General features: G+C 57.3%; 12 protein-coding genes. 7 read left to right on the forward strand and 5 right to left on the reverse strand.

Annotation, left to right across the window (positions count from 1 at the left end; genetic code table 11):
• The first annotated feature begins 338 nt into the window (after nt 1-338).
• The 5 genes from ACUXHH_RS03155 (at nt 339) to ACUXHH_RS03175 (ending at nt 5915) form a co-directional block, all read left to right on the forward strand.
• Entirely contained in the window at nt 339-1673 is a 1335-nt protein-coding gene (locus tag ACUXHH_RS03155) for a hemolysin family protein (protein WP_279740344.1), read from the forward strand.
• Nucleotides 1670-2752: a hemolysin family protein gene (locus tag ACUXHH_RS03160; RefSeq protein WP_458390804.1), complete on the forward strand. Its 1083-nt coding sequence runs from the start codon at nt 1670-1672 to the stop codon at nt 2750-2752. Before ACUXHH_RS03155 ends, ACUXHH_RS03160 begins: the two co-directional genes overlap by 4 nt.
• Nucleotides 2753-3093: 341 nt before the next feature.
• Nucleotides 3094-4098 (forward strand): metal ABC transporter solute-binding protein, Zn/Mn family, encoded by a 1005-nt coding sequence (locus ACUXHH_RS03165; protein ID WP_458390805.1) that lies wholly within the window; start codon nt 3094-3096, stop codon nt 4096-4098.
• A complete protein-coding gene (locus tag ACUXHH_RS03170) occupies nt 4099-4998 on the forward strand; it encodes a metal ABC transporter ATP-binding protein (RefSeq protein ID WP_458390806.1) in 900 nt (299 codons plus the stop codon).
• Complete coding sequence (locus ACUXHH_RS03175) at nt 4995-5915, forward strand: metal ABC transporter permease (protein ID WP_279740337.1); 921 nt, start codon at nt 4995-4997, stop codon at nt 5913-5915. Before ACUXHH_RS03170 ends, ACUXHH_RS03175 begins: the two co-directional genes overlap by 4 nt.
• A 264-nt stretch (nt 5916-6179) precedes the next feature.
• On the opposite strand, the gene ACUXHH_RS03180 is transcribed toward ACUXHH_RS03175, so the two are convergent.
• Entirely contained in the window at nt 6180-6644 is a 465-nt protein-coding gene (locus ACUXHH_RS03180) for a Fur family transcriptional regulator (protein ID WP_458390807.1), read from the reverse strand.
• Nucleotides 6645-6801: 157 nt separating this feature from the next.
• Here ACUXHH_RS03180 and ACUXHH_RS03185 point away from each other — a divergent pair, with 157 nt between their 5' ends.
• Complete coding sequence (locus tag ACUXHH_RS03185; RefSeq protein ID WP_458390808.1) at nt 6802-7479, forward strand: MBL fold metallo-hydrolase; 678 nt, start codon at nt 6802-6804, stop codon at nt 7477-7479.
• Nucleotides 7480-7533: 54 nt separating this feature from the next.
• On the forward strand, nt 7534-7962 hold the full coding sequence (locus ACUXHH_RS03190; protein ID WP_458390809.1) for an HIT family protein: 429 nt from the start codon (nt 7534-7536) through the stop codon (nt 7960-7962).
• 91 nt (nt 7963-8053) lie between these two features.
• Here ACUXHH_RS03190 and budA read toward each other — a convergent pair whose 3' ends face one another.
• The 4 genes from budA to lipA form a co-directional block, all read right to left on the reverse strand.
• The gene (budA, locus tag ACUXHH_RS03195) at nt 8054-8803 is read right to left on the reverse strand and encodes an acetolactate decarboxylase (RefSeq protein ID WP_279754213.1); all 750 of its coding nucleotides are present in this window, start codon (nt 8801-8803) and stop codon (nt 8054-8056) included.
• A 660-nt stretch (nt 8804-9463) separates the two neighbouring features.
• Nucleotides 9464-10888: a type I glutamate--ammonia ligase gene (glnA, locus tag ACUXHH_RS03200; RefSeq protein ID WP_279740329.1), complete on the reverse strand. Its 1425-nt coding sequence runs from the start codon at nt 10886-10888 to the stop codon at nt 9464-9466.
• Between the two features lie 314 nt (nt 10889-11202).
• Nucleotides 11203-11919 (reverse strand): DUF4191 domain-containing protein, encoded by a 717-nt coding sequence (locus ACUXHH_RS03205; protein WP_279740327.1) that lies wholly within the window; start codon nt 11917-11919, stop codon nt 11203-11205.
• Between the two features lie 208 nt (nt 11920-12127).
• Entirely contained in the window at nt 12128-13135 is a 1008-nt protein-coding gene (lipA, locus tag ACUXHH_RS03210; RefSeq protein WP_458390810.1) for a lipoyl synthase, read from the reverse strand.
• Nucleotides 13136-13226: the final 91 nt, after the last annotated feature.

Raw genomic sequence — 13226 nt, forward strand, 5'->3', positions numbered from 1 at the left:
TCCAGCTCATCGCGCTATATCCGCAATACAATTTTTTACTCTTGCTGATTTGCTATGAGCCGCATGCATAACAATCTCAGTCTTGCACTTGTGAGCAGGCGCTCTAAGGCGTCTGGAAGAGACGAAACCTTCGCTAAAATATGGGGTATGGATGACCCTTTGAGTAAGACTCTGACTACTAGTCAATGCAGAATACTGCCAGCACACGCTGTGCCCTATGGCATCAGCGCACCCGAAAATAGCCCCTCCTCGGGCGCTCAGCATCTGGACAAGATGCCTGTTGAATCTCTACGCCAGAACCAGCACAGCGCAAATCACCCCGCGGAGGCGGTGACTGCGTGGATCTGATACTCCTACTCATCGGTCTACTCCTCATCCTGGGTACCGGCTTCTTTGTAGCCGTAGAGTTCTCCCTCGTGGCACTCGAAACTGCGACCGTGCAGCAGGCAAAAGACTCCGGCGATAAAGCCGCAGACGCTGTCCTGCGTTGCCTCAAAACCCTCTCCACTCAGCTGTCCAGCTGCCAGATTGGCATCACCATCACCACGCTGCTGACCGGCTACACTCTCGATTCCGCCATCAAGGCGCTCACCACCGGTGTAATCAACAGCATGGGGTTGCCCAGCAGCGTGACCGATATGCTCACCCTGCTGCTGGCAATGCTCGTCGCAACCCTGCTGTCCATGATTATTGGCGAGCTGTTGCCCAAAGGCCTCGCCATTGCTGCCCCCTACACCGTGGCACGCCGAGTTGCCCCCGCACAGCTGGCATTCACCCGGGTCATGTCCCCACTCGTGCGCCTCATGAACGGCTCCGCCAACTGGATCCTCGGACGCTTCGGCATGGAAGCCAAAGAAGAACTCTCCGCGGCACGCACCCCAGAAGAGCTCTCCTCCATGGTGCGCCGCTCCGCGGAAGAAGGCACCCTTGACTCCGACACGGCACGTTTTGTGGACCGCACCCTGCGCTTCTCCGAGCTGACCGCCTCCGAAGTGATGACCTCGCGCGGGCAGGTCGCCATGCTCGAAGACACCGCCCCCGTTACCGAAGTCATCAAGCTGGCACGCTCCACCGGCCACTCCCGATTCCCCCTTTACAAGGGCGACCACGACAACATTGTGGGCGTCGTGCACGTGAAGAAGGCAGTCGGTGTGCCCCCGGAGGTCCGCGAAACCCTTGAAGCCGGCGCCCTCGCAGAAGACGTGCTGCAGGTGCCCGAAACCCTGCACCTGGACGCGCTGCTCACCCGGCTGCGCCAGGGCGCCCTGCAGCTTGCCGTGGTCCTCGACGAATACGGCGGAACCGCGGGCATCGCAACCCTTGAAGACCTCGTCGAAGAAATCGTCGGCGAAGTCTCCGACGAACACGACCGCGGCCGCACCGAACGCCCCCTACGCTACGGCAACGGCGACTGGGTGTTCTCCGGTCTGCGCCGCCCCGACGAAATCAACACCCTTATCCCCGGGCTCGAGGTTGAGGAAAGCCCCGAATATGAAACCGTCGGCGGCTTTATGATGGAACGGCTCGGTCGCATCCCCGAAGTAGGCGACAGCGTCCCCGTGCCCGGCGGCACCCTGCGCGTGGACACCCTCGAAGGCCGCCGCGTGGACCGCATCCGATTCACCCCCGCACCTAGTGCGCAGGAACAGACCGAAAAGGGAGGCAACGCATGAACGACTGGGTAGCCATAGTACTGCTCATCATCCTGCTCGCCGGAAACGCCTTCTTCGTCGCCGGTGAATTCGCCATTATGTCCACCCGACGAGCACAAATCGAACCGCTCGCCGAAGAAGGCAATAAACGAGCGCAGACCGTCATCTACGCGCTAGAAAATGTCTCGCTCATGCTCGCCACCTGCCAGCTGGGCATCACCATCTGCTCCCTGCTGATCCTGAACGTTTCAGAACCGGCGCTGCACCACATGCTGGAGGTGCCCCTACACCTGGTCGGCTTGCCCCACACAATCGTGGATGTGCTCGCCTTCGGTATCACCCTGATCCTGGTCACTTACCTGCACGTGATTTTCGGCGAGATGGTTCCCAAGAATGCCGCCGTGACCCTCGCCGCCCGCGGTGTGGCTCTCTGGATCGTGCCGACTCTGGTGACCGTCTCCAAAATTTTCGCCCCCGTGGTTGCCCTGCTGAACAATCTGTCCAATAAGCTGTTGGCGCTCATGAAGGTCGAAGTGAAGGACGAAGTCGCCTCCACCTTCACCCTGGGTGAGCTGCAGACCATCGTGGCAACCTCAACCGCGGAAGGCACAGTGGAAGACGACGCAGGCGTGATTGAAAGCGCTCTCGAATTCACCGAGAAGGACGTCTACGAAATCATGGTGCCCGGCGATAAACTCGTCACCCTGCCCTTCGGCAGTACCCCAGCCGAGCTGGAACGTGCCGTGGCACGCAGCGGCTACTCCCGCTTCGTCATTGTCGACAGCGACGGAACCTATATGGGCTACCTGCACGTGAAGGACGCCCTCGCCATCGCCTCCGAACGGTTCGACGAGCCCTTCCCCTGGTACAAGCTGCGTTCCCTGGACACGCTCACCCCGACCACCGATATTGATGACGCGCTCGCCTCCATGCAGCGTAGCCGAACCCATATCGCGCAGGTTATGGATGAGCATGGCGTAACCCTCGGCGTGGTCTTCCTCGAAGATGTGCTGGAGGAGCTCGTCGGCGAAATCAACGACACCACCCAGGACGCGGTGCGTGAACGTGTGCGCCGACAGCAGTCGCGTAAAGCCCAATAACCGCATCGTGAGATACCCCTGAGTAAAACAGGGGAATCTTGAACACACAGCCCGCCCGGCACTCTCGTGAAGAAGAGCGCGGGGCGGGCTGTTTTACTGCCAAAAACGGTTGATGGTGGCACGTAAGAGGTAGTCTCAGGGGGGGCGGTATGAAGCGGCATTGGGGAGCGGAATGGGCCTGGCTATATATCCCTGCTCCATAAGCTCCTGACAGAGAAATGAGCCGCCCAACATCACCCCAATGAGACCAATAATGAGACCAATAAAGAGTTGTTTATACGGGTGTGCTCATGATGTAGTTAAGAAACCTACAGAACAGAACGAAGCGAAAGAGAGCCCATATGTCGTACCCGAAGATTACCCGTAAGCACTTCCTCACCGCAATGGGCTCACTCGCCGCATCCTCCCTGCTGCTGGCAGGCTGCGCAACCGAGAACAACACCTCCTCCAGTTCATCCTCCTCGGCTGGTTCCAAAGGCAAGGTCAAGGTTGTCGCCTCCACCGACGTCTACGCAGATATCGCTAAGCAGATTGGCGGCGAATACATTGAGGTGACCGCGCTGATTGCCTCCACCAGCACCGACCCCCACTCCTATGAAGCCACCAGCACCGACCGCCTTAAGGCAAAGGATGCATCCCTAATCGTCATCAACGGCGCAGGCTACGACCTGTTCCTTGAAGACCTCGCGGGCAAGGATAACACCTCCCAGAAGATTGTGAACGCGGTCAAGATCAGCGGTAAGCTCACCGACGCCGAATACACCCACCTGGTCGAGGACCACCGCGGCGGTGAACATCATGAAGACGGCGACGACCACGCCCACGCACACGAATTCAACGAGCACCTCTGGTACGACTTCGAAACCATGAAGAAGATCGCCCAGCAGATCGCTGAAGAGCTTGCAGGCCTCGACTCCGCACATGCTGAGGTGTTCCGCACCAACGCATCCACTTTCGCCAAGGAACTGGACGCACTGGATGCAGCAGCTAAGGCAATCGCCGGCGAGGGTAAGAAGTACCTGTCCACCGAGCCCGTACCGGACTATCTGATTTCCTCCACCGGCGCAGAGAACGCAACCCCCAGCGAATTCGTTGAGGCGGCCGAAGCCGGCAACGACGTTCCCGCCCTCGTCCTGAAGGAAACCAAGGACATGGTCACCGAGAAGAAGGTCCATCTACTCGCATACAACGAGCAGACCTCTACCTCCCAGACCAATGAGGTGCTACAGGCAGCTAAGGACGCCTCGGTGAACTACGTATCCTTCACCGAAACCCTGCCGGAGAACACCAACTACCTGGCATGGATGAAGACCAACGTCAGCAACCTCGAAAAGGCGCTCTCCTAAGTGACTGGCAATAATAACGGTGCCACCCCCGCGATTTCTATTCGCGGGGGTAGCCTCGCTTTCGGGGCCCGCACCCTCTGGAAAGATCTAACCCTCGACATCGGTGCAGGCGAATACTTCGCCGTGCTCGGACCCAACGGCTCCGGTAAGTCCACCTTCCTCAAAGTCGTTCTCGGTCTGACCGGACTCAACGCCGGCGAAATCTCTGTGCTCGGCAAGCCCGCACGCCTGGGCAACGCCGGAGTCGGCTACGTACCGCAACAGAAGTCCATCCCTACCTCCACCCCGATGCGCGCCCGCGACCTGGTGGGACTTGGCGTGGACGGGCCCCGCTGGGGCATCCGCCTGCACGGCCGAAAATACCGCGCCAAGGTGGACGAGCTCCTCGAAGCCGTCGGCGCGACCGAATACGCGAACGTGCCGGTGGGCCTTCTCTCCGGCGGTGAGCAGCAGCGCCTGCGTATTGCTCAGGCGCTCGCGAACGACCCGAAAATTCTGCTGGCTGACGAGGCACTCCTCTCCCTGGACCTCAACCACCAGTACGCGGTGGCTGAGCTGATTCACCGTTTCAATCGTGAACGCGGCGTGGCGGTAGTGTTCGTGACCCACGAGATTAACCCCATCATTGAACATGTGGATCGTGTCCTCTACTTGGCGAATGGCCGTTTCACGGTCGGCTCGGTGGAAGAGGTTATGACCAGCGAGACCCTCACTTCCCTGTACGGAACTCCGGTGAGCGTGCTCAAATCCAACGGCCGCTATGTGGTGGTGGGTGAGACTCACGCCAGCGACCACTGCCATCTTGTGGGCACCGACCAGAACATTCATGGCTCTCACCTGAAGTCTGGTCTTTCTGAACCGCAGCGCACCCTACACCTTCCGGGAGGAACCACTCGATGACCATTCTTGCTTTCCTCCCTGCTCTGGCTCCGGTTGCCGTCGCGCAGAATGATTTGCTCTCCCGTATCTTCGTCTTTGACCGCTACGGTGAGCTGCTGCAGATGCTGCAGAACTCTATTTTTGCTGGCGCTGTTCTGGGCCTTATCGGCGGTTTCGTCGGTATTTTCGTGATGATGCGCGACCACGCCTTTGCGGTGCACGGCATCTCTGAAATGTCTTTCGCTGGTGCCGCCCTTGCCCTGTTGCTCGGCTATGACGTGGTGACCGGCTCCATGGTTGGTTCGATTGCCTCGGCTCTGCTGATTGCCTTTTTGGGCTCTAAGGCGAGTAACTCGAACTCGGTGATTGGTGCACTCATGCCGTTCGGCTTGGGCTTGGGTATTCTCTTCCTCTCCCTGTACCAGGGTCGTAGCGCCAATAAGTTTGGTCTGCTGACCGGTCAGATTGTGTCTGTGGATGCTGACCAGCTGCACACCATGATTATTGGTGCGGTGGTTATTATTTCCCTGCTGGTGATGGTGTGGCGTCCGCTGAGCTTCGCCTCCCTGGACCCGGAGGTCGCGCGCGCTAAGGGCGTGCCGATGCGCTTTTTGTCCCTGGTGTTCATGGTGATTCTGGGTATTGCTGTGGCGCTGTCGGTGCAGGTAGTCGGTTCGCTGCTGGTGCTGGCGCTACTGATTACTCCGGCGGCTGCGGCGATGCAGGTGACTGCCTCTCCGGTACGCACCCTGATCCTGTCGGTGCTGTTTGCGGAGGCGTCCATTGTGGGTGGTATTCTGCTGGCTCTTGCCGGTTCCCTGCCCATTAGCCCCTACGTGACCAGTATTTCCTTCCTAATTTATGTGGTGTGCCGTGTGATTGGTGGCGTGAAGCGTCGCCATAGCGCGTCGGGCCGTCAGCTGACTGAGAAGGCATAGAACCTATAAGAAAGAGCCCCCCTCAGGAATGAGGTGGGGCTCTTTCATTGTCGTGCATGGGTGCCGCTGTGAAAAGGGGGGGGGGTCCCGGTGCGGCGGGGGCTTAGTATGTGTGGTGTTGTCTTGTACAGATGCCCTGTGTGTCGTGCTGTCGCGGCGTCAAAGATCTTTGAAGGTGCCGTTTCCTTCGTTGATAAGGTTTTCCCTGGATGGGGATAGCTCCTCAGAATGAGGGGCTTAGAGGTTGCGGCTTAGCCTGCAACATTAGCGTGTAGCGCCGCCCTGCGATTCTTCCTGGCGACGTGCTAAAGTGCAGTCCGGGCAGTAGCCGGTCACTTCTACCACATGCTCTAGCTCCGAGAAGCCGTATTGTTTGCCCATCGCCAGCGCCCAGTCCTCGAGAGCGGGTGCTTCCAGCTCAATGGCGGTGCCGCATCGGCGGCAGAGCAGGTGGTGATGGTGATCTTTCACCTGGCAGTGGCGGTACAGGGTCTCACCTTCAATGCCCTTGACCGAGTCGATCTCGCCGGCGTTAGCTAGCGACTGCAGTACACGGTAGGTGGTTGCGAGAGAGACCTGTTCCTTGCGGTTCGCGAGGATCAGGTGCAGATCCTGTGCTGAGATGAAATCACCGAGCTCTTCCATGGTCGCTTTGATGATGCGACGCTGGCGGGTATTTCGGGCTTCGGCGGGCTTCGTAATTCTCCGTACGGGAATATGAGTGTCCATTGCTGAACCTTTCGGGGCGGACCTCCGCCCCATTGTGTGGTCGATCTTGTCTTACGACTTTACACTAGAGGCGTTCAAAAGGTGAGTGATTTGCGCTTTATTCCAAAAGGTGAAGTCACCAACAGGCATGAATGAGGGTTAACGGTAGACTAAAACTATGAAAATGACGAAGTACACCCACTCATGTATCCGCCTTGAGAATGAGGGGCACACCCTCGTTCTTGACCCCGGTAACTTTGCTGCTGAAGGCGAACATGTCACCGTGCTGGAAGGCGCGGATTACCTGTTCGTGACACACGCGCATCCGGACCATTTTGATGAACCGTCGGTGCTGCCGCTGATTGCTCAGCGCGCCGAGTCGCAGAACCCGTTGAAGATTTGGGCTCCCGAGGCTGTCGCCCAGGTTATTAAGGAGGCTGTGCCTGCTGCCGAGGTTACCGTTGTTTCCTCTGATTCTGAGTTCAGCATCCCCGGTTTTGAGGTGAAGACCTACGGCGGTCAGCACGCCCTGATTCACCCGCTGATTCAGATGATCGCCAATGTTGGTTACCTGATTAACGGTGCCGTGTACCACCCGGGTGATTCACTGGTGGTTCCTCACCGGGTGCGTGCAAATACCGTCCTGGTGCCGATTCATGCCCCCTGGTCGAAGGTTCAGGAAGTCATCGATTTTGTGATTGCGACCGGCGCGCAGCGTGTGGTTCCGATTCACAACGGCATGATTAACCAGAACGGTACCGGCATTATTGAGGGCCTGGTGACGAATTTCGGTGCGAAGTACGGTACTGAGCTGAAGCATCTAAACCCCGATGAGAGTATTGAGGTTCAGGCATAGAGTCTGAATTTTGAGATTCAAACGCGCTGATGACGGCGCATGAAGGAGAGTATCGTGAGCACGATTTTTACTAAGATTATTGATGGCGAAATCCCGGGTCGTTTCGTCTGGAAGGATGACCAGTGCGTGGCGTTCATGGATATCATGCCTCTGTCGGAAGGTCACCTACTGCTCGTTCCCCGCGCTGAGATTGACTGTTGGCCCGATCTGCCGGCTGAACTGGCAGCGCACCTGTTTGCTGTAGCGCACAAGATTTCTGGTGCCCTGGATCAGGCGTTTGATAAGGACCGTGTGGCTCTGATGATTGCGGGCTTCGACGTGCCGCATACCCACATCCACCTGTTCCCGGCTGACGGCATGGCTGATTACGATCCGGCTAATGCAAAGAAGGACGCAACCACTGAAGAGCTGGATGCGGCCGCCGAGAAGGTGCGTGCCGCCCTGCGCGAGCGCGGTTACGGTGAGTTCGTGCCCGAGGCGTAAGCGCCGTTTACAGTGCGTATAAACACGAAGGGGCTGCCCTCTACAGATCTGTAGAGGGCAGCCCCTTCGTTGCTATATCCCGGGGGGGGGCTTAGTGCTTTTCAGCCTTAGAAATCTGCTCTGCCAAATCCTCAGGGGAGAGATTAGCGGAGGAGAACTCAGAGGTCAGCGGCAGGTGCAGCTGCAGACCGGTACCGGGGCAAATCTCGACCTTTGCGGAGCGCAGCTTGAAGTCGACCACGTGGCCGCCGCGGGTGCGCTCGTCGTCGATGAAGTGAGCGTGGCAGCCCGGCACCGAAATACCCTGCTCGTAGATGGGTGTACGGAAACCAACAATCGTACCGGTCACGTTGTCAAACTGGACGATGTCTTCATTTTCGGTTGCGTCTACCATCTTCGGGTAGGGCTTTTCCTGCTTCTTCACGGTGCGGGTGCGGACCCATTCGAACTCGCCGTAAATCTTGATGGCGTACATGTAGTTCTTGGAGACGGTGAAGTCATCCAGAATCTGCGAGGCAGACTTACGGAGCAGGTTCTGCGGTAGCTCACGCTTAATCATGGGCACAAAATTAGTGACCACGGCGTAGGGGGTCTGCTGAGTCAGATCCGGCATAGATACGGAACCATCGTGACGCACCTGGTAGCAGACTCCGTCGAGGACGACCATTTCGCCGTCGAGACCGTTGAAGGTACCTACACCGAAGCTGCCGTGGCTCAGGAGTTCACCGATGGTCATCTCACCGTCGTAAATACCGTCCAGCAGCTGGGACATAAGACCGGTCTGAAAAACTTCGTTACGGAAGACAGTTTCACCGTTTAGGATGGTCGGCTGGTAAGCCATGAGAATTCTCCTTGTTGACATTGGAAGTAGCGTCAGACGGGTCGGTCGGTCATCGGCGATACTAGCTTCGGTGTATGAAAAACCCGGATACCTAGTCGAGAGAACACGGCCATGTGATGTCGCTTCTCGCGGAATTCGGAGGTGCCACCGGCCGGACGCTTGCACTTTCATTGTACGCCTGTCTGCGAAAAATTCCGGGACCTGCAAAGATAGTATCTTATAGTATGCTCTCATGCTCTTTGCGTCCGCTATGAGATTTTAGAGCTTCAACAGCATCTCCACATGCTCGATACCGACCTCTGTCCTGCCCACCTCTGCCAATATTTATTAGGTGGGAGCTGACGGCATAAAAAGACTGATGTTTCCTCCGGTTGCAGAACAAAAAAGGGAGGGACCGCCAGCATCAACAGCTTAGCCCTTAGAGCGACTCCAAGCGCAACTAAGACACACGAAGCTCATCGAGGAAGATAAATATTAGACACGAACCGTCACCAAAATGGTTCGGTGAGCCTGCACTCCACAGAATCCCTGCAGATACCCATCAGAACACACAACAATGGCCTATATGCTCCCCCAAGGGAACATATAGGCCATTGCATACTATTCGGAACGTAGCCCTATGCGGGGCCGGGCTCAGAGCTCAAATCTAGAAGCCTGGAATTAGACGCCGTAGTACAGCTGGTACTCAAGCGGGTGCGGAATCAGCGAGAGCGGCTCCAGCTCGTTCTTACGCTTGTAGTCAATCCACGCCTGAATCAGGTCCTCGGTGAAGACACCGCCCTCGAGCAGGAAGTCGTGGTCAGCCTCCAGAGCAGCCAGTGCCTCCTCCAGGTTAGCCGGAGCCTTCTTGATGTCCTTAGCCTCTTCAGCGGGCAGCTCGTACAGGTCCTTATCGATCGGTGCCGGCGGCTCAATGCGGTTACGGATACCGTCCAGACCAGCCATCAGCTGAGCAGCGAACGCGAAGTAGGGGTTAGCGGAGGGGTCCGGTGCACGGAACTCCAGACGCTTAGCCTTCGGGTTGGTACCGGTAATCGGGATGCGGATCCCGGCAGAACGGTTACCCTGCGAGTACACCATGTTGATGGGAGCCTCGTAGCCGGGAACCAGACGCTTGTACGAGTTCACGGTCGGGTTAGTGAATGCCAGCACAGCGGAGGAGTGCTCAATCAGACCGCCAATGTACCAGCGTGCAGTGTCAGAGAGGTTAGCGTAGCCGCGCTCATCGTAGAAGAGAGGCTCACCGTCCTGCCACAGCGACTGATGGCAGTGCATACCGGAGCCATTGTCGCCGAAGACGGGCTTAGGCATGAAGGTTACGGACTTGCCCCATGCGTCTGCGGTGCCCTTGATGACGTACTTGAACTTCAGCAAATCGTCAGCTGCCTTGGTGAGGGTATCGAACTTGTAGTTGATTTCTGCCTGGCCGGCTGCGCCCACCTCGTGGTGGCTACGCTCAACCTCAAGACCAACTTCGTCCATTGCTACGCACATTGCGTCACGCAGGTCAGCCTGCTTGTCGACAGGGGAGACGGGGAAGTAGCCGCCCTTGACGGGGGTCTTGTTGCCCAGGTTGCCGCCCTCTTCCTTGCGGCCGGTGTTCCAGGGAGCCTCGTCGGAATCAATCTTGTAGAACACAGAATTCGGCTCAACCTGGTAGCGGACATCCTCGAAGACAAAGAATTCAGCCTCGGATGCGAAGAACGCGGTATCTGCAATGCCGGTGGACTGCAGGTAAGCCTCAGCGCGCTCAGCAACGCCGCGGGGGTCACGGTGGTAGGGCTCGCCGGTGCGGGGGTTCACGATGGAGCAGATGATGACCAGGGTCTTCTCAATGCGGAAGGGGTCAACGTACGCAGACTGAACATCGGGGATCAGCTGCATGTCAGACTCTGCAATGCCCTGGAAGCCGCGGATAGAGGAGCCATCAAAAAGCTGGCCGTTGATGAAGAAATCGTCATCAATTGCCTTAGCGGGCAAGTTGAAATGCTGCTGCACGCCGGGCATGTCGGTGAATCGGATATCAACGAAGACTACTTCTTCGTTCTTGATAAAGTCGAGAACTTCCTGGGGGCTGGTAAACATGAGGACTGCTCCTTGTGCGATTGAACGTAGGGGAGGGTATCTCCCGAGTAACGCGTCAATCTTTGATGTTAGTGTTGGTCGCGGGCAAAACCCTGTGACATATCCAGGATAGTGGTTATTTTTTGCGTATGCGTGACTATCGTGTTTCGGTAATGTTACAAATCTTGGAAAGCTGTTGCGTCAAAGGCAAACCCACAGTGCAAGGCACCAGATAGACACCCTGATTGCGAGAACAGTCACTGGACATGGTAAAAGGCTCCGGAGTTTCCCCGAAAGGAAAAACCAGAGCCTTCACACTTACATAAAATCCTCAATTAGCGGCCGCGCATTGCACGACGGTCAGGACGAGCACGCATCGGGTCAACGCCCTTAGGCAGTCCATTCATCGGGTTACGCATCGTGTTCAGAGTGCTCAGACGACCCGAAATAACCTGCATCTCCTGCTGAGTCAGCGCCTTCGGAAGCTTGTTCATAGTCTTCACAACGTCCTTGAGCTCAACCTGACCTTCTTCGTGACCAGTCTCAATCACGTGAACCGGAACGCCGGGAGCTACACGGTTCAGGTGCTTTTTCTCGGTGTTAACCAGGGAACTCACACGGCTGTGAGGACCCTCGGTCACCAGCACAATACCGGGACGGCCCAGCGCACGGAACACTAGATCCTGGTTGCGGTTCGCAGCAACGGGCTGCTCCTCAACAATCCAGCCGCGACGCACCGAGTTCATCGCCGCACCACTACGACCGGGCTGGTTCTCAATCTGAGCAAAAGCTGCAGTCTGCGCGCGCCGACCCAGCAGAAGCATCGCCACGATAGCGGCAACGCCCAGACCCAGAATCAGGAAAGTAATCCAGTTATTCAGGGCAATACCGATGAGGAGGAAAACCAAAAGGGTACCCAAAGCCGACAGAGTTAGAATCCAACCGATATTCGGGTCGGATTTCTTGGTCATCTGGTAGACCTGCTTCATCTGGGCGAAAGTGCCCGGAGTGCGTTCCTTCTTCTTTTTCTTCTCTTCGCGCTTATCTGCCACGATTCTTCCTCGGCTGGTTCTTCCGCGGCTCCGAGAAGCGCCTCAAACGCTCACGGAACCATAGTGACGTAACGATGCAGTGTAGCCTGCAATTTTTCTAGTTTACCGTACCCACACAAGGTACGGGGTATAAAGGGAGGCTCCTTGAACACCGAACGAACATCGGGTTCGAGGAGCCTCAACGCTCTCAGAAAGATTCTGAAAAGGCTTAGTAGCCTGCAGCCACCAGGGAGGAGGCTTCCTGCAGGGCTGTGCCCTCACTCTCAATGTGGGCAAGGTTCTCGGGGATCGGGTAGCCGTTCTTACGCATTGCACGAGCCCACAGGCGACCTGCACGGTACGAAGAACGAACCATCGGGCCCGCCATAACGCCAGCAAAACCAATCTCCTCAGCCATGTTCGCGAAGTCCACGAACTGCTGTGGCTTCACCCAACGCTCAATCGGGTGGAAGAGCGGGCCGGGGCGCAGGTACTGGGTGAGGGTAATGATGTCACAGCCAGCATCGTGCAGATCGCACAGCGCCTCGTAAATCTCGTCGTCGGTCTCGCCCATACCCAGAATTAGGTTGGACTTGGTGACCATGCCGCCTTCCTTTGCCTGAGTAATAACATCCAGGGAACGCTCGTAACGGAACGCTGGGCGAATCTGACGGAAGATGCGGGGGACGGTCTCCAGGTTGTGCGCGAATACCTCAGGCTTAGCGTCAATCACCTTCTGAACATGCTCGGGAACACCCTTGAAGTCAGGGACGAGCATCTCAACGCCGGTGTTCGGGCACATCTTGTGAATCTGGCGGGTGGTCTCTGCGTACAGCCACGCGCCGCCGTCTTCCAGGTCGTCACGAGCAACACCGGTCACGGTTGCGTAACGCAGACCCATGACCTTCACGTTCTTAGCAACCTTGAACGGCTCAGCGTAGTCAACAGCGACGGGCTTGCCGGTCGCAATATTGCAGAAGTCGCAACGACGGGTGCACTCGGAGCCACCAATCAGGTAGGTTGCCTCACGGTCTTCCCAGCATTCGTAAATATTGGGGCAACCAGCCTCTTCACACACGGTGTGCAGACCCTGACCGCGAGCCAGCTCGCGCATCTCGTTGTATTCGGGGCCAACAATAGCCTTGGTCTTAATCCAGTGAGGCTTCTTCTCAATGGGAACCTCAGCGTTGCGGGCTTCCACACGCAGTAGCTTGCGTCCTTCAGGTGCGGTGCTCAAAAGTCTTCTCCTTGGTCTCGGTGTGCCCTCTGTGCAGGTGGGCCACCTTTTATTTTACGCCCGCTTGGGCATAGGTGAAACTGATTGTCGT

The organism is Rothia sp. 110740021-2 (assembly GCF_054263775.1).